This window comes from Plantibacter sp. LMC-P-059a (genome assembly GCF_030209505.1).
Lineage (GTDB): Bacteria > Actinomycetota > Actinomycetes > Actinomycetales > Microbacteriaceae > Plantibacter.
Window position 1 is genome coordinate 618,780 of record NZ_JARVRZ010000002.1, and the last position, 24,521, is coordinate 643,300.

Below are 24,521 nucleotides of genomic sequence, written 5' to 3' on the forward strand. Positions count from 1 at the left end.
TCACTCCGCCTGGTCGGTCCGCTTCGAGCTCTCGACCTCGGCGTGGATGCGTCGGAGCGCGAACAGCAGGTTCTCCCCGCCCGGGTCATCGGCCGGGTCGTCTGCCGATCCGCTGTCCGAGCCGGCCTGGTTCACCGCATCGACGTGAGCGGACCTGACCGCCCGCCGCAGGGCGACGAGGGTCCGATCCGAGGTCTCGAGGGCTTCCGGGAGCCGTTCGTCGTCGATCGCGGCGTCGACGAGGTCGGCGGCGGCGTCCAAGGCCTCGGCGAGCGTCCCGCGCACCTCCGTGCCGAGCCGCACGGGCACGGGGATCCCCCACAGCGCGGCGCGGAGCGCGTCGCCGAGCTCCACGATTGCTGGGGCGATCCGCTCGAGCGCCTCCAGCGCACCCTGGTCGCCGCGGAAGTCGTGCTTGTTCCACCGGGTCCGCGGGTTGGCGCGGCGACTCTCCGCCGCGTCGCGCACGAGTCCCCTGGCGGCGTCGATGTCGTGCCGCAGCGACGTCACGGACCGTTCCCACGGCGGTGGGTCGTCGGCCGCCGGCTCCGTCTCGGATGACAGGGTCGTGCACATGGTCCGGAGCGCGTCGACCATGCGGCCGCGCGCAGCGGCGATGCCCGCGGCCGACTCCCGGACGAACAGCGGCGGCATGATGAGCAGGTTCACGAGCAACCCGACGAGGACGCCGAGCGCCATCTGGATGAGGTAGCCGAGCGAGAAGTCGTTCGCGTTGGCACCGCCGATGATGATCACGAAGAGGGCGGCGATGGGCACGTAGTCGCGTCCCTGACCGAGGCCGGGCAGACCGGCGAGGATCGTCCCGAGGCCGACGGACAGGGCGACGGACACCCAACCGGGCGCCGGTGAGACGATGAGCGCCCAGGCGAGGCCGATGCCGAGTCCCAACCCGATGAGGGTCTGGAGACTCGATCGGACGGAGTCCATGAGCGTCGGCGTGAGGCTCACGAGCGCGCCGAGCGGCGCGTAGTAGGAGAACTCGCCGAGCTCGCCGGGGATGAAGCCGCCGAGGAACCAGGCGGCCGTAGCTGCTATGGCGGTCTTCAGCGCGAGCATCAGCCGCCAGGGGCGGAGTGCGGGCGTGATCCAGGCACCGAGCCGCTGCCGGGGTGTGCGGATGCTCCCCGTGCTCGTCTCGCGGGCCATCACCGGTTCATCGCTCATCACAGCCGCCATGCTGGTCTCGCCCTGTCAGGGCGTCAACCCCCACCCGCCGATCAGCTCCGCGGCCTAGCGTTGGTGTCGTCATCTCCGATGGCGACAACCAGGAAGGAAGCGAACATGACGAACGCATCTGCATCATCCTCACGTCCCGACGCGGAGGAGATCCCCGACGGCTCGAGCTCCGACGGCTCCGAATCCACCGATGGTGAGGACACGGCCTCGGGCGGCGGCGCCGAAGACGAGTAGTCGCTGAACCTGGCCGCACGACCTCGGGTGGCGGCGTCCGAAGACGAGTGATCGTCTCCGGACGCCGCCCCGGGTCATCGACTACGGGTCACCGTGCGGTTCTCCGCGCTGATCATCCACGCGAACTGTTCCAGCTGCTGGATGATCGCGTGCAGGATGTCCGCGCTGGTCGGGTCTTCCTCGTCGACGTCGTCGTGGACACGACGCATCGTGCCGACGGTCGCCTCCAGGCGGACGGTGATCAGGTCGATCGTCTGGGCCGTGTCGATCTCACCCTGCGGGTATTCGGGCAGCGTGGTCGTCTCGGCGACGATGTCGCTGCGGCCGTCCGGAACCGCGTGCAGGGCGCGCATGCGCTCGGCGACGGTGTCGCTGAACTCGCGGGCCGCATCGATGATCTCGTCGAGCTGCAGGTGGGTGTCGCGGAAGTTGCGTCCGACGACGTTCCAGTGGGCCTGCTTGCCCTGGATCGACAACTCGATCAGGTCGACGAGGACCGCCTGCATGTTCTCGTCGAGGGCCTTCGAAGCGACGAAACCCTTCTCCGCGTTCTGACGGCGGGTGGGCTTCGCGCCGGTTCCTCCGGGAGCCGATCGGGTCGTGCTGGTCTTCTCTGCTGTTGCCATGGTTTGGCACCTCCTCCACGGGAGGCTACGCACCTCGGGTGAGGATGTCGGGCCCCTTGACACGACCTCCCGATCGTTCCACTCTCGCCCGGACGTGGGCATCGCGCGGGCACCGAATGTGCACTGGCTGGGAATTCACGGCCTGGAGTCTTATGGTGAAGCATCACATCGCGCGGGACTCCGCGCGACGCACGATGAGGAGAGCACGACCCGCCATGGGAAAACTGATCTACGGTTCCGAGGTCTCGATCACGTTCGAGGATCGGCTGCTGGCGCACCTGCAGTTCGTCATCGGAGGCAAGCTCCGGCGGAATGAGGCGTTCTACTTCGGGTGGAAGGACGACCCGCGGGCCGGCGACGGACGCAGCGTGATCTGGATCCACCCCTCGGTGCCGTTGCGCTTCAAGTACTCGGGCAGCGTCCCGATCGACCTCAATCGCGCGTGGATCGACGCGTTGAACGTCACGGCGAACTCGGCGCACGGCCTGTCGGTCATCGCCGAGCCCGCTCCGAACCGGACAGGACAGAACGCATGAGCCGTATGGAGATCGTCTACCAGGGCCTCCCGTATTCCATCGCCGTCGAAGACCCCGATGCGTTCCGCGCCGAGGTGCTCGACAGCATCGCTTCCGGAACCTTCCGGTGGTTGCAGGTCGATCGTGGGGAGGGGCAGCTCGAGCCCATCAACCTGCTCATCGGCCCCGGCATCGGCATCGCGATGGGGACACCCGACGGTGAGTCACAGGACACCCCGGCCGCGACGATGCCTCTGACGGCGGATTCCGACCTCCTCTCCTGACCCCGCTGGTCCCCCGCCGCGCATAGCGCAGATGACCCGCCGAAGGCAACAGTTTCGAGCGACGATTTCAAGCTTCCTAGACTTGTCCGGCGGACATTGAAGTGGGTCTCCAGGCTGGCCGCTCGACACCGACGCATCTCGTCGTGTCGACCGTCGGAGGTCCGGAGAAGGGCAGACACCATGGGCGCGATCGTCTACGGAACGGGCGAGAACCGTTTCCACCTCGAAGACCGGATGTTGGCTCATGTGAAGACCATCACCCTCATGAAGCTGCGCCGGAACGAGTCGTTCTCGGTGACGCTCCGCGACACCTCGACGGAGCGCGGCCGGGTCACGCTCTGGCTGCACCCGTCGATCCCGCTGCAGTTCAGCTTTGAGTCGGACGAGACGTTCGAGATGGACCGCCCGCTGCTCGAAGACCTCATGCACGGCGCCAACGGCGGCGAGGTCACCGTCCGCGCGGACGTCGAAGAACTGGCCTGACCGACCTCAGCCGGACGGCATGAAGCCGCTCCGTCGGAACGCACGAAACAGGAGGGGCTTCGTGCGGACCGGCGGAGCGGCTTCATGCTGTCCGAGCGAGTGGCCGCAGCGCCTCAGTCCTCGACGGCGAAGCGGACCGACCGCAGCGCCTCGGCCCGTGACGAGCCGCCCACGCGCAGCTCGAACTCGCCGGCCTCGACCACGCGACGCCCACGGGCGTCGACGATCGTGCACTCGGCGACCGGCAGCTCGATCGTGACCAACGCGGACTCCCCCGGCTGGACGGCGATCTGACGGAACGTTTTGAGTTCCTGGTCCGCCCAGCTGACCGAGGTGACGAGGTCGCTGACGTACACCTGGACCGTCTCGAGCACGGGACGGGTCCCGGTGTTCCGCACCTCGATCTCCGCGCGCACGGTGTCCGCGCGGGTGTGGACGATCCGGTCGAGGCGCGGCTCCCCGTACTCGACGGTCGAGTACGACAGCCCGTCGCCGAACGCGAACGCCGGGTCCTGGGTGAGGTCGGCGTAGCGGTCGCCGTGCTGGCCGCGGATCTGGTTGTAGTACGTCGGCTGCTGGCCGGCGTGCCGGGCGAACGAGATCGGGAGGCGTCCGGTCGGCTCGATGAGGCCGAGCAGGAGTTCGGCGATCGCTCGACCGCCCTGCATGCCGGGGCTCGCCGCCCACACGATCGCGTCCGCCGCGAGCGCGGACGGCGGGAGGACGAGCGGCTTGGAGGCGAGCAGCACCACCACGAGCGGCTTCCCGGTGGCGGCCAGGGCGTCGAGGAGGGCGATCTGGCCGCCGACGAGTTCGAGGGTCGCGGTGGAGCGGCCTTCACCCACGAGTTCGATCCGGTCGCCGACAACGGCGACCACCACGTCGGCCTGCTCGGCCTGGGCGACGGCTTCCGCGATGAGTGCCGCGTCCGGTTCGGCCGGGGTGACGAGCGGTGGACGGGGTTGTCCGTCGGGGAAGGTCGCTCCGGTCGGATCCGGCGAGAGCGTGAGGATGTCGGCCCCGAACGCGGTCGTGATCGTGCTGCCGGCCGGGGTCGCGGCGCGCAGGCCGTCCAGAACGGTCGTGATCAGCTCGCGCGGTTGTCCGTCGGGCAGCCACCCCGCCTGACCGGAGTTCCCGGCCCAGTCACCCAGCTGCATCTGCGCGTCGTCGGCCAGGGGACCGATGACGGCGACGCGGACGGGCCCGGCCTCGGCGTCGGCGATCGCCCGTCCGCTCTCGTCGGCGCGGTATCCGCCGTTGATCGGCAGGACACCCTCGTTGCGGAGCAGGACGAGCGAGCGACGGGCGGTCTCGAGGTTGAGCTCGGTGTGCGCCGGCGAACCGATCACCGCGAGTTGCTCGGCCGGATCCGGGTGCCGCGGGTGTTCGAAGAGCCCGAGGGCGAACTTCAACGTGAGGATGCGACGGACGGCGCGGTCGAGGTCTGACTCCTCGAGCATGCCGCGGTCGAGCGCTTCTAGGGCTCCGTCGAAGAAGCCGGGCGTGTTCATCACCATGTCGTTGCCGGCGCGGATCGCTGCGGCCGAGGCGTGCACGTGGTCGGGGCTCACGTGCTGCTCCCACACCATGCGTCCGACGTTGTCCCAGTCGGTGATGAGCGTCCCCTCGTAGCCCCACTCCCCGCGGAGGACGTCGTTCAGCAACCACTCGTTGACCGTGATCGGGACGCCGTCGATCGACTGGTAGCCGAGCATGAAGCTGGCGCACCCCTCGCGGGCGACGCGCTCGAAGGGTGGCAGGAACCAGGACCGCAGCTTGCGCGGCGAGATGTCGGCCTCGCTCGCGTCCCGGCCGCCCTGCGTCTCGGAGTACCCGGCGAAGTGCTTCGCGGTGGCGAGGATGGCGGTCGGGTCGGTGAGCCCGTCGCCCTGGTAGCCGCGGACCATCGCCGAGGCGAGCTCGCCGATGAGGAACGGGTCCTCGCCGAAGGTCTCCCCCACGCGCCCCCAGCGGAGGTCGCGGGCGATGCAGAGCACCGGCGAGAACGTCCAGTGCACACCGGTCGCGGCGACCTCGACGGCCGTGGCCCTGGCGACCCGTTCGAGCAGCCCGGCGTCCCAGCTGGCGGCCATGGCCAACTGCGTCGGGAAGATCGTCGCGCCGAGGTGGAAGGAGTGGCCGTGGATGCAGTCCTCCCCCACGATCAACGGGATCTGGAGTCGCGTGCGCCTGGTCAACGCGTGGGCCGTCGCGAGCCGCTCGGGCGACGCGTGCAGGATCGACCCCACCTGGGTCTCGAGGACGTGTGCCTCGATGTCGTCGCGCGCGTCGAGCTGCATCATCTGCCCGACCTTCTCGCGCACGGTCATGCAGCCGACGAGGTCGTCGACCCGTGCGGCGATCGGCAGGGTGGGGTCGAGGTAGCGGGCGGTCTCGGTCTTCATCGTTCGGTCGCTCCAGCGCGTTCGGGGTCGGTGATGTCGGTTCGTCGGCTCGGGTCGCTCGTTCGCGTGCGCCCGTCTCCAGCAGCTTCGGTGCGGACGGCGGTGACGCTCGCCCCCGGCTTGATGCCGCGCTTCCGCAGCGCCCTGGCACGTTCGCCCGCCGACCGCAGTCGTGGGTTGACGTACTCGTCGATGCCGAAGTTGATGAGCGACAGCGCGACGCCGAGGAGTGCGATGCACACACCGGCGGGCACGTACCACCACCAGAAGTCGGGGAAGGCGCCGTTCTGCTGCGCCCAGAACAGGATGGTGCCCCAGTTGAGGTTCGTGATGGGGATGACGCCGATGAAGGCGAGCGTGGTGAGGCCGAGGACCGCAGCGGTGACCGTGCCGACGAAGCTCGACGCGATGATGGCGGTGAGGTTCGGCAGCATCTCGACGGTGATGATCCGGAAGAGGGACTCGCCGTTCGCCTTCGCAGCCTGGACGAAATCGCGGTTCCGCAGGGACATCGTCTGCGCGCGGAGCACCCGACCGCCCCACGCCCAACCGGTGAGGGCGAGCACGCCGGCGATGAGGAACAGGCTCGGGTCGTCGTACTGCGACGCGACGATGATCATGAGCGGCAGGCCGGGGATGACGAGGAAGACGTTCGTCAGGGCGGACAGCGATTCGCTCGTGAACCCGGACACGTACCCGGCGGTGACGCCGATCGCGACGGCGATGATCGTCGCGAAGATCCCGGCCAGGAACCCGACGACGAGGACGCCGCGGGTGCCGTAGACGAGCTGACTGAGGACGTCCTCGCCCATGTGGGTCGTGCCGAGGAGGTGCGCGGCCGACGGCGCCTGGCGCAGCGCGGTGAAGTCCTTCTCCAGCGGCCCGTAGGGGGCGAGCAGGTCGCCGAAGATCGCGACGAGGACGAAGAACCCGAGGATGCACAGGCCGGTGATCGACTTGCCGTTGCGGAACATCGCGAACGACGCTCCGAACCGGGCTGCAGCTGATCGGCCACGCGGCGTCGGCGTCGGCCGCGGAGCGGTCGCGAGCGCCTCAGTGGTGACGGTGGTGGGGATGGTCATGTCAGGACTCCATCTGGCGGGTGCGGGGGTCGAGCACCGCGTAGGCGACGTCGGCCAGGATGTTCGCGACGAGGACGGTGAGCGTGATGACGAGGAACAGGCCCTGCATGAGCGGGTAGTCCTTCGCCGTCGTGGCGTCGAGCAAGAGCTTGCCGACGCCCGGGTAGGAGAAGACCATCTCCATGACGATCGTGCCGCCGACGATGAAGCCGAGCGAGAGCGCGAAGCTCGACAGCTGCGGCAGCATCGCGTTGCGGGCGGCGTAGTCCACGAGCACCCGGCGGGTGGGGAGGCCCTTCGCCTGCGCGACCGTGACGTAGTCCTCGTCGAGCACGGTCACCATCATGTTGCGCATGCCGAGGATCCACCCACCGAGCGAGGCGAGCACGATGGTCGCCGCGGGGAGGAAGCCGTGGGCGATCACCTGCCCGATGAAGTCGAGTGAGAACTCCGGTCTCGACCCCTTGCCGTAGGCGTGCGAGGCGGGGAACCAGCCGAGCAGGGTGGAGAACACGGCGATCGCGATGAGCCCCATCCAGAAGTACGGCACGGTGGAGAAGAAGGTGGAGAGCGGGACGATGAAGTCCGCCTTACTTCCGCGTCGCCAGCCGATGAGGGCGCCGATGGACGTGCCGAGCACGAAGGAGAGGATCGTCGCGATACCGACGAGGCCGACCGTCCAGGGCAGTGCTGCAGCGATCACGTCGGTGACGGGTGCCAGGCCCTTCGAGAAGGACCGGCCGAGGTCGCCCGAGAAGAGCAGCCGCCAGTAGTCGAGGTACTGCTCGAGCAGCGACTTGTCCGCGTCGAGGCCGAACAGGGTGCGGAGCGAGTCGGCGGCCTCGGGGCTGATGCGGCCCTGGTTCTTCGCGATGTACGCCGACACCGGGTCGCCCTTGAGCATCCGTGGCAGGAAGAAGTTGATCGTGATCGCGGCCCAGGCGGTGAACGCGTAGAAGGCGGCGCGGCGGAGGAAGAAGGTCATGGTCGGCTCCCTGCCGATTCGGAGAGCTCGATCGAGGTGGCTGGGCAGGCGACCGAAGCGGTGGACGCGGAGGTCATGCGATGCTCTCCGTTCCCGCGAAGTGGCGGTCGGGGTCGGGCGACGCGTTGCGGAGGGCGAGCGTGTAGGGGTGCTGCGGGCGGAGGATCACGTCGTCGGCCGGGCCGCGCTCGACCACCTCGCCGTGGTGCAGGACCATGATCTCGTCGCTGAAGTGGCGTGCCGTCGCGAGGTCGTGCGTGATGTACAGGACCCCGAGCTGCGACTCGCGCTGCAACTCGGCGAGCAGGTTGAGGACGCCGAGTCGGATGGAGACGTCGAGCATCGAGACGGGTTCGTCGGCGATGAGCAGGGAGGGCCGCGAGGCGAGTGCGCGGGCGATGGCGACCCGCTGCCGCTGACCGCCCGACAGCTCGTGGGGGCGTCGGTCGATCGTGCCGGCGGGGTCGAGCTGCACGCGCTCGAGGAGGCGGTGCACCTCGTCTTCGACCTCCGCCTCCGGCACGACGTGGTCGAGGCGCAGCGGTCGCTCCAGGTGATGCCGGATCGTGTGCGAGGGGTTCAGCGAGGCGAACGGGTCCTGGAAGACCATGCGGACCTGCTGCCGGTACCGGCGCAGCGCGCGACCCCGGCGAGGGATGGCCGTGCCGTCGAGCAGGATGTCACCGCTCGTGGCCCGTTCCAACTGGGTGAGGATCTTCGCGATCGTGGACTTGCCACTGCCGGACTGCCCGACGAGCGCGAGGGTCTGGCCGGAGCGCAGGGTGAAACTGACGTCGTCGAGCGCGAGCATGTGGCCGGAACCGCGCACCCGGTAGCGCTTGGAGACGTGGGAGAACTCGAGGGTGGTCATGCGGTCACTCCGGTCTGTGCGCCGCGGACGAAGTCGCCGCGTTCGCCGGTGAGGCTCGGGAAGGAGGCGAGGAGCTTCCGGGTGTACGGGTCCTTCGCCTGACGGTAGATGCGCTCGGCCGTGTCGATCTCGACGAGGCGGCCGGCGCGCATGACGGCGATGCGGTCGGAGATCTCGAGGAGCAACGGCAGGTCGTGGGTGATGAAGATGACGGAGAAGCCGAACTCGGTGCGGAGCTCGGAGATCTGCTGCAGGATCTCGCGCTGCACGAGCACGTCGAGCGCGGTGGTCGGCTCGTCCATGATCATGAGCTGCGGTTTCAGGGCGAGTGCCATCGCGATCATGACCCGCTGGCGCATGCCGCCGGACAGTTCGTGCGGGTACGACTTCAGCCGGTCGCGACCGACACCGACGATGTCGAGGAGCTTGCCCGTCTCCTCCCGGCGCTCGGGACGGGTCATCCCTCGGCGGTGGGTGGTGAAGACGTCGTCCAGCTGACGGCCGATGGTGGTCACCGGGTTCAGGGCGTTCATCGCGCCTTGGAACACCATGGAGGCCTTGTCCCAGCGGAACGCGCGCATCTCCTCCTCGCCGAGCGCACCGAGGTCGATGTCCTCGCCCGACTCGTCGTGGAAGACGGCGCTGCCACCCGTGATGACGGCCGGTGGTTTGAGGAGCCGTTGCAGGCCGTAGGCGAGCGTCGTCTTCCCGCAACCGGACTCTCCAGCGAGGCCGAGGATCTCGCCGCGACGAAGGGTGAGCGAGACGTCGCGCACGGCTTCGACGGGCGGTTCGACGTCGTAGGTGACGCTGAAGTTGGACACTGTCAGCAGGTCGTCGTTGGTCACTGCGTGAGTCCGTTCTGTGCTGATGGGGATGTGGGCGTCGTGGGCACGCGCATGCGGGAGTTGACGGGCGGGGTGGATGAGCACCCCGCCCGTCGGTGTGTGGGTACGCCTACTTCGCGGCCTTGAGCTGCGTGAGGATGTACACGGCGGTCGGCTGCGTCGGGTCGGCCGGGGCGTACGGGTCGTCCTCGCTCGGCCACCCGGTGTAGTTCCGGGTGTTGTACGAACCGATGAACGGGCGCGTGCCGATCGGCATCGCGGGGACGTCGGAGACGAACAGCTTCTGGACCGTCTCGAGGGCTGCGGCCCGCGTGGCGTCGTCCGTGGCGTTGGCGTAGGCCGAGAGCGCCGCGGTGGCCTCGGGGCTGTCGTAGCGGCCGAAGTTGAAGTCGGCGGCCTCACCCTCGGCGACGAGCCAGCGGCCGTCCATGATGTCGGAGTACAGGTCGTACGGCGTCGCACCGGTGTCGGTCCAGTGCAGGATCGCCTGGAAGTCGCCGTCCGACTTGGCCGCCCACCAGGTGTCCTGGTCGGGGGTGTCGACGGTGGCCGTGACCCCGAGCGACTTCACCGAGTCGGCGATGAGGCTGATGCCGGTCACGTAGTCGTTCCATCCCTGCGGGACGGACAGGGTGAAGGTGACGGGCTCGCCCGACGGGTCGGTGAGGACGTCGTCGTTCCAGGTGTACCCGGCGTCGGTCAGGACCTGCTTCGCGGCCTTCGCGTCGACGGTGTAGTCCTCGCCCTGGAACTCGGCGGGGATGAACGCGTCGCCGGCCGGGGTCGGCAGACCGGTGACCGAGCTGAGCTCGGGGACGCCGCCTTCACGGGCGATCTGCTGGTGCTGTTCGCGGTCGATGACGAGGTTGACGGCCTGCCGGAACGCGGGGTCGTTGAAGGGCTTCGTCTGCGTGTTGACGAACATGGCGTCGACGGCGAGACCGGCGGCCGCCCAGTAGACGTTGTGCTCCTTGTCCTTGTCGAGGTACGCGGACTGCACGTTCGGGATGAAGGCCTGAGCCCAGTCGGCGTCGCCGTTCGCGAGAGCCGTGGTGAGTGCCGTGTTGTCGTTGTACGACACGTAGTAGAGCGTCGGCACGGCCGGCTGCTCGCCCCAGTAGTCGTCGCGGGCGGAGAGTTCGACGCTCTCCGTGCTGAAGCTCGTCAGCGTGTACGGACCGGTGCCGACGGGCTCGGGGTTCTCGAAGGTGGCCGGGTCGTCGACGGACCTCCAGATGTGCTTCGGGACGATCTGCTTGAGCAGGACCTTGTCCTGCTTCACGAACATCGGGTTCGTGAACGAGAGGGTGACGGTGTCGCCTTCGGTCGCGACGGACGTGAGGCCGAGGGCCGAGTTGTCGAGCTCCGGGTGGTCGATGAACTGCTGGAAGGTGAAGGCGATGTCGTCGGCGCTGAAGGCCTCGCCGTCGTTCCAGGTGACGCCGTCGCGAGCGGTCAGGGCGACGGAGGTGTAGTCGTCGGTCCAGGCGATCTCGGACGCGAGCCACGGCTTGACCTCCGCGCTCGGGTCGACGAGGTTGACGATCGCGAGCGGTTCGAGGATCGCGTTGATGTACCCGAGCTTCATGGCGGACGAGTCGCCGACGTAGGGGTTGTTGGATTCGGTGGCGATCGAGCCGTCGGGCTTCGCGATCGTCAGCGCGGCACCCTCCTCGGGGCCGTCGCTCGACCCGCCGCCACCGGTGCATCCGGTGAGCAGCAGGGCTGTGGCCGCGAACGCGGCCAGCAGTGGGGTTCTCAGCTTCATCGCTTTCTCCTCTTGGGTGTGCGCTGCGGCAGTGCGGCGCAAGTCGGGATTCGGTGATAACTTACTGACCATTCAGTAAGTTGGCAAGCGCGGTATCCTCGCCGCATCGAGGCTCATCGCGGAACGGACGGCATGACGACTGTGAAACCACCCGGCACGGTGAAGCGACAACCGCAGCCCCGCCCCGCGACGGTCGCGCGACGGGCCGAGGTCGTGCGGTCGGCGCTCGACGTCTTCGGTGCGAAGGGGTACGCGAACGGCACCCTCATCGACATCGCGGAACTCGTCGACATGACGCCGGCGGGCATCCTGCACCACTTCGGGTCGAAGGACCAGCTGCTCCTCGAGGTGCTCAGCTACCGCGATGCGACCGACGTCGAGAACCTCGACGACCAGCACATCCCCGGCGGCATCGAACTGTTCAAGCACCTCATCCGCACGGCGGCGACCAACGCGCAGCGGGCCGGGATCGTGCAGGCGTTCGTCGTCCTGTCTGCGGAGTCGGTGACGGAGGACCACCCGGCCCGGCACTACTTCGACGACCGCTATCGGACCCTGCGGCGCGAGATCGCCGAGGCGTTCCAGGCGGTGTGTGCCGAACGCGGTGTCGACGCACCGGAGACGATCCATCGCGCTGCGGCGTCGATCCTCGCGGTCATGGACGGCCTGCAGGTGCAGTGGCTCATCGACCCCGCCGACGTCGACCTCGCCGAGACGAGTGCCTACGCCATCCGGGTCATCGTGGAGTCGGTGCTCGGCCAGGGGTCGCTGGACGACTGAGGTGTCGGTTGGGGGTTGGCGGCTGGCGGCTGGCGTGATGGTGGCTGGCGTGTCGGTGGCGCGTGTCGCCTCGTCCGCCGAAATCCGTTGCCTGCCGGTCGACTCGCGGGTCTACCGTGAGAGGCGAACGTGAGCCCGGAGCGGAAGGACGTCGAGATGGCCGAGCAGCAGTCGAGTACGAAGAGTGGTTTCAGCGCTGAAGAGCGTGCGGCGATGAAGGAGCGGGCGAAGGAGCTCAAGGCGGCGGCGAACCGCGAGGAGGCGCTGCAGGGTGTCGTCGACGCGATCGCGGACATGGAGGACGCCGACCGGGCGATCGCCGAGCCGTTGCACGAACTGATCATGGGTGGCGACTACGGTCTCGCTGCGAAGACCTGGTACGGCATGCCCGCCTACGTCGGTGCCGACGGTAAGGCGGTCGTGTTCTTCCAGGCTGCGGCGAAGTTCAAGGCGCGCTACGCGACCCTCGGGTTCAACGACTCCGCGAAGCTCGACGACGGCGAGATGTGGCCGACCGCGTTCGGGATCACCGCCTGGAACGATGCCGTCGCGAAGCGGGTCACGGAGTTGCTGGCCAGAGCCGTCTGATCGGACGGGGCGAGGGGCGCGGTCGATGGCCCCATCGCCGAGTCCCATCTGGTCACTAAGCCCCATCTGGTCACTGAGCCTGTCGAAGTGCGCCGAGCGGCAGGCTCGCGACCCGACCGAATCCCACGCACCCGCCCCGGTCACTGAGCTTGTCGACGCGCTCACACGGACAAGCTTCCACCGCCGGAAGATCGGTGACCCGACCGAATCCCGCCAACTAGCCCCGGTCACTGAGCTTGTCGAAGTGCTCCTCGCGGCAGGCTCGTGACCCGACCCAATCCCACCAACCAGCCCCGGTCACTGAGCCTGTCGAAGTGCACCTTGCGGCAGGCCCACGACCCGGCCGAATCCGACCGACCAGACCCGGTCACTGAGCTTGTCGAAGTGCCCACGGGGTACGTCCACACCCGCCCTCACTCAGCATCTGGAATGTCAGTGGTCCATGGTGGACTGGAGTCATGACCGAGAGCACCGCGACCGCGATCCGCGCGAGCGACGAGTACGCCGCGCAGCTCGCCGAGTTCTCGGACGAATATGCGGAGATCGGCCGGCTCCGCGCCGTGCTCGACGCGCGAGAAGCGCGCCTGCTCGCACGCTCCGCAGCCTATGCGGACGCGCTCGCGGACTCCGTCGTCCCCGCCATCTACCCGCCCGCGGAGCGGCGCGCGCTATCGCGCCGCTCGACGTGCGCGATGCTCGCGATGGCGACGCGTTCCTCGGAGCAGACCGTCCTGCACGCCACCGACGACGCCGAGCGCCTCGTCAACGAGGCACCGTCCGTGCTAGCTGCACTCGAGGCCGGCAGGATCTCCGGCCGTCATGCTCGCACGATCACCGACCAACTGCGTGAGGTCCCGACGGCCGGTCGCGCGTCGTTTCTCGCCGAGGTACTCCCGATGGCTGAACGATTGACCGCCGCGCGGCTGAAGAAACGCGCGAAAGACCTCCGTGAGCGGCTGCACCCGGAGTCCATCACGGCGCGCGCGATCCGTTCGGAGGCGGACCGCCGCGTCGAGTTCGAGCCGGCCTCGGATGGTATGGCGTGGGTCCACCTGTTCACGACCGCACCGATCGCGCAGGGCATCATCGAACGCCTCGAGGCCGCAGCATCGGAAGCACGTCGCGCGGGCGACCAGCGCACCTGCCGTCAGCTCCAGGCCGATGCCCTTGCCGCCCTAGCCCTCACCGGCGTCACGCCGGACGACGTCGCCTCGAACCCCGTGCTCCCGCACCCGGTCGAGGTCCAGGAGCACATCAAGCCCACCGTGCAGATCACCGTTCCGGCGCTGAGCATGGCCGGGGTCTCCGACGCACCCGCCACGCTCGACGGATATGGGCCGATCGACCCCGAGACCGCGGCCCGCATCGCGGTCAACGCGCCTTCCTTCACCCGCATCCTCGTCCAGCCGGAGACCGGAGCAGTCCTCTCCGTCGGCCGAGGCCAGTACCGAGTGCCCGCCGATCTCCAGCGGGCGGTGCGCCTCCGAGACGGCACCTGTCGGGCACCCGGCTGCGGGCGCCGAGCCCGGGCCTGCGACCTGGACCATTCGGTCGCCTGGCAGGACGGCGGGACAACGGATGTCGGGAATCTCGCGTGCCTCTGCAGACATCACCACCGGATGAAACACCTGCCGGGCTGGAACCTCGACCATCAACCGGACGGCGTCCTCAAGTGGACAACACCCGACGGCAAACACCACCGGACAGCGCCTGACCCCGCACCGTTCTGACCATTCCCCGTCCCTGAGCTGCGCTGCACTGAGCCTGTCGAAGTGTCGAAGGGTTCCTCGTGAGCACTTCGACAGGCTCAGTGACCGGGCGCGGTCCGCGGGGAACGATTCGGTCCCTGAGCCTGTCGAAGGGGTGCTGGTGGGCACTTCGACAGGCTCAGTGACCGGCGCAGGTGCGCCTGGAACGATCCGGTCCCTGAGCCTGTCGAAGGGCCCCCAGGCTCAGCGACCGGAATCCTGCACGTGCGAAGCACCCACCTGCCTCCGCGCACCCCGCCAGGTTCGGTGACCGGGTCGAGTTGGCCGGATCCGTTCCGGTCCGGTCCATTCCGGTCCCTGAGCCTGTCGACGGGCATGTGCCCGCCTCTCGCCCCCTCAGCTCGCCGGCAGCGCGAGCCCGGTCGGTCGGCCCGAGACCGCGAGCAGGAGGTCCAGCGCGGAACCGCGAACCTCGGGCCCGTCACCCCAGCTCAAGCTGGTGTCGTCAGCGACGAGTCGGACACCCTGCCCGCGTTCTTTGCCGCCGCCCATCGAGACGCGCGTCCGAAGCTGATACTCCAACGCCTGCAGGACAGCCGTCGTCGGGTAGCTCGAGCGAAGACCGAGCGGCCGGCGGATGTCCTCACCATGCACGACGGCTTCGACGAGTCTGGTCGCGAGGTTCGCCGGCGGCGTGCGACTCAGCTCGGCGACAGCGCCCAGGGCTGCGAGCGTCTCCGATGGCCGACTCCTCCGCTCTCGCTCGATGCCGCGTTCATTGTCGAGGTCGAAGTCGAACCGGGCGGCGATGAGCCGCCGAGCGAATCCCAGACGTGTCGTCTTCGCCGAATCGACGAGGTGCGCCACGACGTCGTGCACATCCCACCCCGCGCAGAGCGAGGGGGTGGCCCACTGTTCCTCGCTGAGTCCGGCCAGGTCTGCGACGAGGTTGCGACGCTCGGCATGGACGACCGCCCACACCATCGATCGCGACACCGTCATCCGTGCCCCTCCCCCATCACCGATAGTGCTGCTCGCCGAGCGCCGCCTTCGTGACGACGTCGACGATGCGAGCGGCCCGGACGGCGGGCGTCTTGATGCCGTTCAATCGGAAGACGACCCGGAACCGTTCGGTGCGCCCCAGGGTGGCGAAGTACGCCGCTGCAGCGGGTTCGGCATCGAGCGCGGCCTGAAGATCGGCGGGCATAACCGCGTCCTTCTGACGATAGGCGGCATCCCACCGACCGTCGGCCTTCGCCCGGTCGACCTCGGCGATCCCACCCGGACGCATCCGCCCCTCCTCGATGAGCCGCGCGACGTGCTCCCGGTTGATCTGCGACCACGGACTGTTCTTCCGCCGCGGCGTGAACGCCTGCAAGGTGTAGTCGTCGTCGAGCCGCTTGCTCTGCCCGTCGATCCAGCCATGACAGAGCGCCACGTCGAGCGCCTCCGACCATGTGATGCCTGGCGCCTTGGAGGTCTTCTTGCGCAGCTTCAGCCGCACCCCCTCGTCGCTCGGCACACCGACGAGGTAGGCCTCCCACTCCTCGAGCGTGAGGTCCAGGATCGGTTTCTCCTCGAAGCTCGCCACGTCAGCGAGCGTAGCGCGCACCACCCACACCGCACAGGGACCGACGCTGCGAAGGCGCCCATGCTGCACCGGGCACGCGGCCGGAATGGATAGGGTCGGACCATGCTGATGAACGACGAGACACTGTCGCGCGCCGCCGACACCCTGCGCACCTGGGCCCTCGACGAGGACCTCAAAGCACGGGTCCTCGCTCACCCGGAGGCCGCCGCCATCGCCCGACGGGTCGCCGTCCGCTACATCGCCGGCGACGACGCCGCTTCGGCGTTGCGACTCCTCGCAGCGAACGCCGGCCGTGGGCACCTCGGCAGCATCGAGCTCGTCGGCGAGTCCGTCCGCGACGCAAGGATCGCCGACGAACAGACGGCGGAGTTCGTCGATCTCGCCCGACGCATCGGTGCGGCCGAGCAGACCGCCACGGTCTCCCTCGACCTCTCGCACATCGGATCGGTGGTCTCCGCCGAACTCGGCCTCCGCAACGGCCTGACCCTCGCACAGGCAGCCGGAGACGCCGACACCTCGATCATGATCTCCGCGGAGGGCTCCGGCCGCACCGATCTCGTCCTCTCGATCTTCGAGCAGATCGCCGACCGGTTCCCAGAGACCGGCATCACCTTGCAGGCGAGACTCCACCGCACCCCGGCCGACCTCGAACGCGTGCTCACCCGTCCCGGGCCCGTGCGCGTCGTGAAGGGCGCCTTCCTCGAATCGACGGAGGTGGCGCACCCGCGCGACGCCGCACCGATGACGGCGGCGTACATTGCGATGGTCACGCGCCTCGTCCGGGCCGGCCACCGCGTCAACATCGCCACCCACGACCCGCATCTGGTCGCGGCACTCGAGGCCGCGCTCGGGGACGAGCTGCGCCAGCCGCACGTGGAGTTCGAGATGCTCCAGGGCCTCGGCACGGCGTTGCTCGACGATCTCCGCCGCCGCGGATTCACCACACGCGAGTACCTCGTCTACGGACCCGAGTGGTGGCTCTACGTCCTCAACCGCATCGCCGAGCACCCCGAGCGCGTCATCGAGGCGATCGCGGACATCGGCGCGATCGCGGCACGCGTCTGACGCTCAGCCGCGCCCGGCTGACGCTCAACCGAGCGGGTCGGACTCCAAGCGGTGGAAATTGCGGTTCTGGTAGACGAGCGCCGGCGCGTCCGTCCCGGGCGGGATGACCTCGAGTACTTCGGCGATGACGAGCATCGAGCTGCCGGCCGGCACGGTCTGGACGATCCGGCAGCGCAGCGCGGCACGGGCACTCGGCAGGTAGGGCTCTCCGGTCGGGAGCCGTTCCCAGTGCTGCTCCGGCGTGAACCGCGGTTCGCCCGTCTTCGCGAACGCCTTCGCGACATCGAGGTGGTGGTCCGCCAGGAGGTGCACAACGACGGTCCCCGCACTGAGGAGCCCACCGGCGGAGCCCGTCGCGCGGGTGACGGAGAACGACAGCATCGGTGGGTCGACGGCGACGGACGCCACGGATGACGCCGTCAACCCGACGTCGCCTCGATCGGTTGCGGCGCTGATGAGCGCGACGCCGGCCGGGTGGTCGCGGAACGCCGTCTTGAACCCGTCGACGGTCGCGGCATGGGCGAGGGCGTCGGGATCGGTGGACGGCGTGGTGGGAATGGTCATGCTTCAACCGTAGAACCTCAATCGGCCTTGAGGTCAACCTGAGGGGCAGCGAGTTCCAGCTACTCGAACATCTCCGCCAGGAGCTCGTACGGGTCTCCGTCGACCCGATGCTGCGACAGCCCCTCGGGCCAGAAGGTGACCCCGTCGTCGTCCCAGCAGGGCACGACATGCAGGTGGTAGTGCGGGACGCTCTGGCCGGCATCGGCACCGGACGCACTCAACACGACGACCCCGGTCGCACCGAGCGCCGCCCGCATCGCCCGACCCACCCGCTGCGCCAGCGCCGTCGTCGCCTGTAGCGCCCGCGGGTCCGCATCGAGCAAGCCGACACTGTGCGCCCGCGGCACGACGAGTGTGTGTCCGGGCGCGAGCGCCGACTCGGGCAACGGCCGGAACGCGACGGCCTCGTCCTCGCGCTCCACCCAGACGACGTCGGCGGGCTCGTCACGTATGAGCTGGCAGAAGGCACAGGTGTCGGACATCACTCCATTGTCCAGGGCGCGCGATCGGGTCAGGGCGCGCGATCGGGTCAGGCCGCGCGGTCGCGAGCCGCCCGGATCCACCGCGGACCGACGATCCACACCAGACCGATGAGCACCACCACCGCCCCACCTGCCCACACGCCGACGGTGGGTGAGGTGACGAAGTCGAACACGAACATCACGATCCCGGCGAACAACAGCGACGCCGCCGCGAGACACACCATGAGGATCTTGCTCGACACCTGCACGAGCTGGGGCTTCGCCCCCTGCCGGAACACCAGCCGGTGCATGGTGACCGGCGCCAACGCGAGCAGCGTCACCGTCACGGCGAGCACGACGAGGATCAGGTAGAGGATGTGGTCGAAAGCGTTCAGCTCTCCGAACCGGGGTTGGAACGGCAGGGTGAGGAGGAAGCCCGCGAGGATCTGCGTGCCCGTCTGGAGCACCCGGAACTCCTGCAGCAGCTCCGACCAGTTGCGGTCGGAACGCTCGTTGCGCGTCTCGTCACGACCGTCCTCGGGTCGGGCATCGGCGGTGTCACGATCGGCGGCCATCAACCGATCCCGTCAGCCGACACACGTCGTCCCGTTCGCATGGAGGGATGCTACCGCCGAAGCCCGAAGCTGGCCAAGCCACCCCGGGGTCACCGCAGCGTCACCGTGCGGTGGCGTCCGAGCCGCTTTTCCGGCGACGGACCACGCGCGTGATCACGTACAGGACCACACCCACCGCGACGATGATGCCGCCGCGCAACCACACCTCGCCGCTCTGCTGCGTGAGCAGGATGAGGCACGAGAGCACCGCAAGCACCGGGAGGACCGTCCAAGCGCGGAAGTGCTGGTGCTCGACCCGTTCGCGACGCAACACCAGCACTGCGATGTTCGTGCTCAGGAAGACGATGAGGAGCAGGAGGACGACCGTCTCGGCGAGGGTGGCGATGCTGCCCGTCGCGGTGAGGACCATCGCGACACCCGTGGTGACGAGGATCGCGACCCACGGCGTCCCACGCTTCGGCAGCACCTTCGTGAACACGCTCGGGAGCAGCCCCTGCGCACCCATGCCGTAGGCGAGCCGGCTCGACATGATCATCGTGAGCAGCGCGCCGTTCGCGACGGCCACCAGGGCGATGAGGCTGAACAGCCACGCCGGGATGCCGACGCCGGTCGCCTGGATGACCGTCAGCAGCGGACCGGTCGATTCGCCGAGCTCGTCAGAGGGCACGGCGATCGAGGCCGCGGTGCCCACGAGCACGTAGAGGACACCGGCCGTCGCGAGCGCGCCGAACAGCGCCTTCGGGTAGACGCGCGACGGATCCTTGACCTCTTCGATGACGTTCGCACTCGTCTCGAAGCCGACGAAGGAGTAGTACGCGAGCAGGGCCGCACCGAACACCGCGATGACGGGACTCCCGCCCTCGGCGAACTGTGTCGCGCGCCCGAGGTCGCCCTTGCCGCCGCCCAGCATGATCGCGACGGCGACCACCACGAGGACGAGCCCCGTGGTCTCGATCATCGTCATGACGAGGTTCGCCCGGACGGACTCCTTGATGCCCCGGGCATTGATGAGGGCGATCACGATGAGGAACAGCACGGCCCCGAGGACCGGCGGCAGCTCGATGAAGGTCGCGAGGTAGTCGCCCGCGAACGCCAACGCCAACCCGGACGCGCTCACGACGCCGGCGGCGAGCATGCAGTAGCCGACGAGGAAGGAGACCACGGGCCGCTTGTAGGCCCGCTCGGCGAACACGGCCGAGCCGCCCGCCTTCGGGTACTTCGTGACGAGCTCGGCGTACGACGCCGCCGTGAGCAGCGCCAGCAGGAGGGCGACGATCATCGGCACCCAGGTGACCCCGCCGACCTCGCCCGCGATCTGACCGATGAGGGCGTAGATCCCCGCCCCCAGGACGTCGCCGAGGATGAAGAGGTAGAGCATCTTCCCCGAGATGTCCCGTTTGAGCTGGGTCGGGGAGTCGCTGCTGGTCGTCTCGGTCTGGCTCATTCCCGCAACCGTACGGGAGCTGCTGATCCCAGATGCGCTCTTGTGATCCGCTGCGGGATGCGTTATCGGCGGCGGAACCAACCCACCACGACGAGGACCGGCACAGCGACCACGGCGACCGACGCGACCCGGGCGAACAGCGAGCGCTTCGGGAACTCCGCGCTCTTCCGATCGTCGGCGGTCGGTTCAGCGGCCTCCACCGGATGCGTCCCACCGGCGCCGCCCTCCGCGAGGTGTGCGAGCCGACGCAGGGTCTCGATGTTGCGGACGTGCAGACCGATGTCGAGCAGCCACACGGGGATCAGGGCGCCCGGCCCGGTCACCGCGTGCTCATGCAGGTGGACGACGCAGCCGCGTTCGTGCGGTTCCACCTCGACCGCGACCCGCGCCTCGCCGAGCGGCCATCCCTTCGGCTGGATGACGAAGGCGTGCGGTGGATCCCACTGCAGGACGGTCGTCTCGTCGTTCAACACGGCCGGCCAGACGCCGAAGGAGTGGTGGAGCTTCCCGCCGACGTGCGGCCAGCGATCGCCGACGTCGCGCATGCGTGACGCCCCCACCACCCAGGCCGGGAACAACCACCCGTCGGCGAGGACGGCGAAGACACGGTCGGGCGGGCAGTCGAGGATGCGGGAGGTGTGGGACACGATGGTGTTCCTTTCGCTGGAGCAGGGACGAGGTCAGGAGGTCGTCGGCGCCGAGTCCGGGGCGAGCGACGGCATGCGGTCGCGCCCGAAGACGGATCGGAGCGCGCTACGGGCGGCGTGCCATCCCGCCAAGCCGTGGACGCCCGGGCCGGGAGGGGTCGAGGACGAGCAGAGGAAGATGCCTGGCGTCGGCGTCCGCCACGGGTCGTTCGACAGCACCGGTCTCGCGACGAGCTGCGCGAAACTCGCGGCGCCGGCGGCGATGTCGCCGAGCACGTAGTTCGGGTTGTACCGCGCCATGTCGCGAGCGGTCATCGAGGCGGACGTCAGGATCACGTCGCGGAAGCCCGGTGCGAACCGTTCGATCTGCCGGGTGATCGCCTCGGTCTGGTCGAGCGCGGAGCCACTCGGCACGTGCGTGTACGCCCAGAGGACCTGCGCGTCGCCCGGCGCGCGCCCCGGGTCGCCGACGGCGGGCTGCGAGACGAGGACGTAGGGCGACTCGCTGTGCCGACCGCGGGCGACGTCGCGTTCAGCCGCGGCGATCTCCGGCCGGCTACCGCCCAGGTGGAGGGTCCCCGCCTTCGCGAGTTCGGGGTTCGTCCACGGCACCGGACCGGACAGCGCGAAGTCGACCTTCGCGACGCCGTCGCCGTACCGGAAGAGGGAGAGACGCCGGAGGTAGGTGTCGGGAAGGCGGCTCCCTGCGATCTCGGCGAGCGCCTTCGGCGTCGTGTCGAACAGCACGGCGCGTGCTGTGGGGAGCTCGTCGATGGAGCGCACCTCGGTACCAGTGACGATCTCGCCGCCGTGGGAGAGGAGGTCTGCGGCGAGTGCGTCGACGATCGCCTGGCTGCCGCCGATGGGGATCGGCCAGCCGCGCGCATGGGCGTAGGCGCCGAGGGACAGGGCTGCCGCCGAGGTGGCGAGGCTCGGCATCGGCCGGATCGAGTGCGCGGCCACCCCGCTGAGCATCGCCGGGGCGGTGTCCTCACGGAACCGGAGGTTCCAGGCGGGGCTCCCCTGTTCGAGCGCGCGCAGGCCGAACTTGGCGACGGTGACCGGATGGCGGGGCACCTGGAGCAGCTTGCCGCCGGTGAACTGCGACACCCGGTCGGCGTCCGCGGCGAGCGGCCCCATGAGCGAGCGCCAAGCTGCACCGTCGCGGCCGAGCGCGTCGGCGGTGCGGTCGATGTCGCGGTAGGCGATGCCGGCACGGCCGTCGTCGAGGGGGTGCGCGTAGGAGATCTCCGGCACCACGAGCTCGATCCGGCGTTCGAGCTTGAAGGAGCGGAAGAACCCGGAGGCGAGCGCCATGGGGTGGACCGCCGAGCAGATGTCGTGGTGGAAGCCCGGGAGGGTGAGTTCTGCGGTCCTGGCCCCGCCGCCGATGGTGTCGCCCCGCTCCACGACCTGCACGTGCAGGCCGGCGCGCGCGAGGGTCACCGCCGCGGCGAGCCCGTTCGGGCCGGCGCCGACGACCACCGCGTCGAACTCCTCCGTCGATCTGCTCATGCCCACCCCCACGGCGGTCAGCGTCGCTTCGCCGCGCCGGTCACGAGGGCGACGCCCGCAGCGACGGCACCCACCGCGGTCGCGTACACGGCCGGACGGTGCCGGATCGCCCAGGTCTGCGGGCTCCAGGTGCGCGCCTTGTCGCTGAACACGCCGCGAGCGCCGTGGTCGCCGGGTGCCGGCGTGTAGACGTTGTCGGGCATGCGCGGGTCGTCCTTGTCGGGGGCGAGCTGGCCCGAGTAGCCCGTCCTGGCGAGGAACCAGTCGAGGAACGACCCGGCGAAGCGGTCGCCGAGGATGGTGCCGACGGTCGACTCCCCCACCCAGGTGCGTCGGCGGGGCTTGTCGGCGACGTCGGCGATGGCCGTGGCCCCCACCTCGGGCTGGTAGATCGGCGGCACGGGCTGCGGGTGTTCGGGCAGCTGCGACTTCACCCAGCTGAACTGGATGGTGTTCAGGGCCGGCATGTCGACCGTCGAGACCTTGACGGCACTGCCGGCGTGGATGAGTTCCGCGGTCACGGACTCGGTGAACCCTCGCGCGCCGAACTTGGACCCGCAGTACGCCGCCTGCAACGGGATGCCGCGGTGGGCAAGCGCCGAGCCCACCTGGATGACGTGCCCGCGATCACGAGGCACCATCCGCGACAGAGCAGCGCGCGTGCCGTTGACGAAACCGAAGAAGTTGACGGCGACGGCGCGTTCGAAGTCCGCCGGCTCGGTCGTCAGGAAGTCACCGAACACCCCGACCATGGCGCAGTTCACCCACAGCTCGATCGGTCCGAGCTCGGCCTCGACGCGGTCGGCGGCACGTTCGACCGCTTCCCGGTCGGCCACGTCGGTCGGCACGGCCAGCGCGCGTCGCCCGGCCTGCTCGACCTCGGCGATGGTCGCCGCGAGTCCGTCCTCACCGCGTGCCAGCACGGCGACGTCCCAGCCGCGCTTCGCGAGTTCCCGGACCGTCGCCCGGCCGAGGCCTGCCGTACCGCCCGTGACGACGGCGACACCGCGGCTCATCGCACGAGCCGTTCGACGGCGGCGCAACACGGGGCTGACGGGAATCGTGGTCTTGCGATGGTCTGGGGCATGACGCCACGTTAGGGGACGTCACCCGTTCGACGCCGCCCCTTGCATTCCCAGGGAGGGCGTTCGCGGTGGGCGTTCGAGGCGGGCGTTCTCACACTCAGCGCGGCGTCCGCGTGAATACGTAATGCACCACCCCGCTCGGCGATGCCGTCACCTCCACCGTGAACCGGTCCTCCAGCCCTTCGAGGCCGTCCCACAGGCGCACCCCGCGGCCGAGCAGGATCGGGACGACCACGACATGGAGGTGGTCGACGAGGTCCGCCTCGAGGAACGTCCGGACGGTCGTGGGCCCACCACCGAGCCGCACGTCGAGGCCCCCGGCGAGCGAGGTGGCGAGCGCCAGGGCGTCGACCGGCGACAGCTCTCGGAAGAGGAAGGTCGTCTCCCCCACGACGAGGTCCGGTCGCTCGTGGTGCGTGAGGACGACCACCGGGCTGTGGAACGGCGGTTCCTCGCCCCACCATCCGCGCCAGCTCTCGTCCTCCCAGGGCCCGAGCTGCGGACCGAACTTGCGCCGACCCATGATCTCGACACCGATGCGGTCGCCCGTGGCCGACGCGAACGCGTCGTCGACGCCGCGGGTCCCGGCACCGACCGCCTCGGCCTCGTGGCCGGTCATCGCCACGAAGGTGTGCGTCGGCAGGAACCACTGCATCAGCCGGTGCTCGGCGTGGCCGAAGGGCGTCTCGAAGGACTGGCCCTCGCCGGTCGCGAAGCCGTCGAGCGAGACGGCGAGATTGTGGACCCGGAGCTTCGTCATGGCCACACGGTAGTCCGGAACCGTCGCGCGCCCCACCCCCAGTCCAGACCACCCGCCGCGCCCGAGTAGCAGCTCGACGACGGAAAGGCAAGAGCGCGCCGAGTGGCTGAACGGGAACGACACTCGAAGGAGGGCACGGCGGTCCGACGACCGGTCGACGCAGCCGGCCCGCCTGACATCGGGTGCCACGACGCGCCCAGAAAGGAGATGCTCGTGTTCACCGAGCTCGACGAATTCCTACGCGGCATGGAGTACCCCTGCCGCCCCAGCGACCTGACGCGTGAGGCCCGCCGCGACCTGCTTCCGACCCATCTGGTGGAGGCGCTCCGCTCGCTCCCCGAGCGCAGCTACACGAGCCGCTGGGACGTCCTGCACCGCACCTCGATCGCGGAGGCGCTGCCGATCGGCGTCTGAGCCGCGACCTGGACACGGGAGA

At 69.4% G+C, this 24,521-nt stretch carries 27 protein-coding genes; 9 read left to right on the forward strand and 18 right to left on the reverse strand.

Annotation, left to right across the window (positions count from 1 at the left end):
- Positions 1–1,185 (reverse strand): aromatic acid exporter family protein, encoded by a 1,185-nt coding sequence (locus tag QRN27_RS06395; RefSeq protein ID WP_285041198.1) that lies wholly within the window; start codon positions 1,183–1,185, stop codon positions 1–3.
- 117 nt (positions 1,186–1,302) lie between these two features.
- On the opposite strand from QRN27_RS06395, the gene QRN27_RS06400 reads away from it, so the two are divergent.
- Positions 1,303–1,431, forward strand: coding sequence for a hypothetical protein (locus QRN27_RS06400; RefSeq protein ID WP_255353626.1), 129 nt, complete (start codon positions 1,303–1,305; stop codon positions 1,429–1,431).
- 74 nt (positions 1,432–1,505) lie between these two features.
- Here the strand turns inward: QRN27_RS06400 and QRN27_RS06405 are convergent, their stop codons facing one another.
- On the reverse strand, positions 1,506–2,057 hold the full coding sequence (locus QRN27_RS06405) for a Dps family protein (RefSeq protein ID WP_285041199.1): 552 nt from the start codon (positions 2,055–2,057) through the stop codon (positions 1,506–1,508).
- Between the two features lie 215 nt (positions 2,058–2,272).
- Between QRN27_RS06405 and QRN27_RS06410 the strand changes: the two genes are divergently transcribed.
- The 3 genes from QRN27_RS06410 (at position 2,273) to QRN27_RS06420 (ending at position 3,339) form a co-directional block, all read left to right on the forward strand.
- Positions 2,273–2,593 carry a DUF7882 family protein gene (locus tag QRN27_RS06410; protein WP_056009234.1) on the forward strand — a complete coding sequence of 107 codons (321 nt, stop codon included), beginning with the start codon at positions 2,273–2,275 and terminating at the stop codon, positions 2,591–2,593.
- Complete coding sequence (locus QRN27_RS06415; protein WP_285041200.1) at positions 2,590–2,856, forward strand: hypothetical protein; 267 nt, start codon at positions 2,590–2,592, stop codon at positions 2,854–2,856. Before QRN27_RS06410 ends, QRN27_RS06415 begins: the two co-directional genes overlap by 4 nt.
- A gap of 180 nt (positions 2,857–3,036) precedes the next feature.
- The gene (locus QRN27_RS06420; protein ID WP_056009237.1) at positions 3,037–3,339 is read left to right on the forward strand and encodes a DUF7882 family protein; all 303 of its coding nucleotides are present in this window, start codon (positions 3,037–3,039) and stop codon (positions 3,337–3,339) included.
- A 113-nt stretch (positions 3,340–3,452) separates the two neighbouring features.
- Here QRN27_RS06420 and QRN27_RS06425 read toward each other — a convergent pair whose 3' ends face one another.
- The 6 genes from QRN27_RS06425 to QRN27_RS06450 form a co-directional block, all read right to left on the reverse strand.
- Positions 3,453–5,747, reverse strand: a complete 2,295-nt coding sequence (locus QRN27_RS06425; RefSeq protein ID WP_285041201.1) for an exo-beta-d-1,3/1,6-glucosidase — start codon at positions 5,745–5,747, stop codon at positions 3,453–3,455.
- A complete protein-coding gene (locus QRN27_RS06430; protein WP_502929476.1) occupies positions 5,744–6,829 on the reverse strand; it encodes an ABC transporter permease in 1,086 nt (361 codons plus the stop codon). The genes QRN27_RS06425 and QRN27_RS06430 overlap by 4 nt, the downstream gene beginning before the upstream one ends.
- A 1-nt stretch (position 6,830) precedes the next feature.
- Positions 6,831–7,814: an ABC transporter permease gene (locus QRN27_RS06435; protein WP_285041202.1), complete on the reverse strand. Its 984-nt coding sequence runs from the start codon at positions 7,812–7,814 to the stop codon at positions 6,831–6,833.
- A gap of 73 nt (positions 7,815–7,887) precedes the next feature.
- Positions 7,888–8,685: an ABC transporter ATP-binding protein gene (locus tag QRN27_RS06440; RefSeq protein ID WP_285041203.1), complete on the reverse strand. Its 798-nt coding sequence runs from the start codon at positions 8,683–8,685 to the stop codon at positions 7,888–7,890.
- Complete coding sequence (locus tag QRN27_RS06445) at positions 8,682–9,533, reverse strand: ABC transporter ATP-binding protein (RefSeq protein WP_285041204.1); 852 nt, start codon at positions 9,531–9,533, stop codon at positions 8,682–8,684. Before QRN27_RS06445 ends, QRN27_RS06440 begins: the two co-directional genes overlap by 4 nt.
- 109 nt (positions 9,534–9,642) lie before the next feature.
- Complete coding sequence (locus QRN27_RS06450) at positions 9,643–11,301, reverse strand: ABC transporter substrate-binding protein (protein WP_285041205.1); 1,659 nt, start codon at positions 11,299–11,301, stop codon at positions 9,643–9,645.
- Positions 11,302–11,433: 132 nt separating this feature from the next.
- On the opposite strand from QRN27_RS06450, the gene QRN27_RS06455 reads away from it, so the two are divergent.
- From QRN27_RS06455 to QRN27_RS06465, 3 genes are all read left to right on the forward strand, one after another.
- Complete coding sequence (locus tag QRN27_RS06455) at positions 11,434–12,081, forward strand: TetR/AcrR family transcriptional regulator (RefSeq protein ID WP_285041206.1); 648 nt, start codon at positions 11,434–11,436, stop codon at positions 12,079–12,081.
- Between the two features lie 156 nt (positions 12,082–12,237).
- Positions 12,238–12,669 (forward strand): hypothetical protein, encoded by a 432-nt coding sequence (locus QRN27_RS06460; RefSeq protein WP_056779514.1) that lies wholly within the window; start codon positions 12,238–12,240, stop codon positions 12,667–12,669.
- 458 nt (positions 12,670–13,127) lie between these two features.
- Positions 13,128–14,399, forward strand: coding sequence for an HNH endonuclease signature motif containing protein (locus QRN27_RS06465; protein WP_285041208.1), 1,272 nt, complete (start codon positions 13,128–13,130; stop codon positions 14,397–14,399).
- Positions 14,400–14,774: 375 nt separating this feature from the next.
- On the opposite strand, the gene QRN27_RS06470 is transcribed toward QRN27_RS06465, so the two are convergent.
- Positions 14,775–15,380 carry a maleylpyruvate isomerase family mycothiol-dependent enzyme gene (locus QRN27_RS06470; protein WP_285041209.1) on the reverse strand — a complete coding sequence of 202 codons (606 nt, stop codon included), beginning with the start codon at positions 15,378–15,380 and terminating at the stop codon, positions 14,775–14,777.
- Between the two features lie 16 nt (positions 15,381–15,396).
- Entirely contained in the window at positions 15,397–15,969 is a 573-nt protein-coding gene (locus QRN27_RS06475) for a YdeI/OmpD-associated family protein (RefSeq protein ID WP_285041210.1), read from the reverse strand.
- Between the two features lie 102 nt (positions 15,970–16,071).
- Here QRN27_RS06475 and QRN27_RS06480 point away from each other — a divergent pair, with 102 nt between their 5' ends.
- Positions 16,072–17,034, forward strand: a complete 963-nt coding sequence (locus QRN27_RS06480; RefSeq protein ID WP_285041211.1) for a proline dehydrogenase family protein — start codon at positions 16,072–16,074, stop codon at positions 17,032–17,034.
- A gap of 24 nt (positions 17,035–17,058) precedes the next feature.
- Here QRN27_RS06480 and QRN27_RS06485 read toward each other — a convergent pair whose 3' ends face one another.
- From QRN27_RS06485 to QRN27_RS06520, 8 genes are all read right to left on the reverse strand, one after another.
- Entirely contained in the window at positions 17,059–17,598 is a 540-nt protein-coding gene (locus QRN27_RS06485) for a flavin reductase family protein (RefSeq protein ID WP_285041213.1), read from the reverse strand.
- 59 nt (positions 17,599–17,657) lie between these two features.
- Positions 17,658–18,080 (reverse strand): HIT family protein, encoded by a 423-nt coding sequence (locus tag QRN27_RS06490; protein ID WP_285041214.1) that lies wholly within the window; start codon positions 18,078–18,080, stop codon positions 17,658–17,660.
- 47 nt (positions 18,081–18,127) lie between these two features.
- A complete protein-coding gene (locus QRN27_RS06495) occupies positions 18,128–18,634 on the reverse strand; it encodes a DUF6328 family protein (protein ID WP_285041215.1) in 507 nt (168 codons plus the stop codon).
- A gap of 100 nt (positions 18,635–18,734) precedes the next feature.
- Positions 18,735–20,078: an APC family permease gene (locus QRN27_RS06500; protein ID WP_285041216.1), complete on the reverse strand. Its 1,344-nt coding sequence runs from the start codon at positions 20,076–20,078 to the stop codon at positions 18,735–18,737.
- A gap of 62 nt (positions 20,079–20,140) precedes the next feature.
- The gene (locus tag QRN27_RS06505; RefSeq protein ID WP_285041217.1) at positions 20,141–20,725 is read right to left on the reverse strand and encodes an SRPBCC family protein; all 585 of its coding nucleotides are present in this window, start codon (positions 20,723–20,725) and stop codon (positions 20,141–20,143) included.
- Positions 20,726–20,758: 33 nt separating this feature from the next.
- On the reverse strand, positions 20,759–22,240 hold the full coding sequence (locus QRN27_RS06510) for a phytoene desaturase family protein (RefSeq protein WP_285041218.1): 1,482 nt from the start codon (positions 22,238–22,240) through the stop codon (positions 20,759–20,761).
- Between the two features lie 17 nt (positions 22,241–22,257).
- Positions 22,258–23,256, reverse strand: a complete 999-nt coding sequence (locus tag QRN27_RS06515; protein ID WP_285041219.1) for an SDR family oxidoreductase — start codon at positions 23,254–23,256, stop codon at positions 22,258–22,260.
- A gap of 166 nt (positions 23,257–23,422) precedes the next feature.
- Complete coding sequence (locus tag QRN27_RS06520) at positions 23,423–24,085, reverse strand: dihydrofolate reductase family protein (protein ID WP_056779536.1); 663 nt, start codon at positions 24,083–24,085, stop codon at positions 23,423–23,425.
- Positions 24,086–24,298: 213 nt separating this feature from the next.
- On the opposite strand from QRN27_RS06520, the gene QRN27_RS06525 reads away from it, so the two are divergent.
- Positions 24,299–24,499 (forward strand): DUF2795 domain-containing protein, encoded by a 201-nt coding sequence (locus QRN27_RS06525; RefSeq protein WP_162235747.1) that lies wholly within the window; start codon positions 24,299–24,301, stop codon positions 24,497–24,499.
- Positions 24,500–24,521 lie beyond the last annotated feature (22 nt).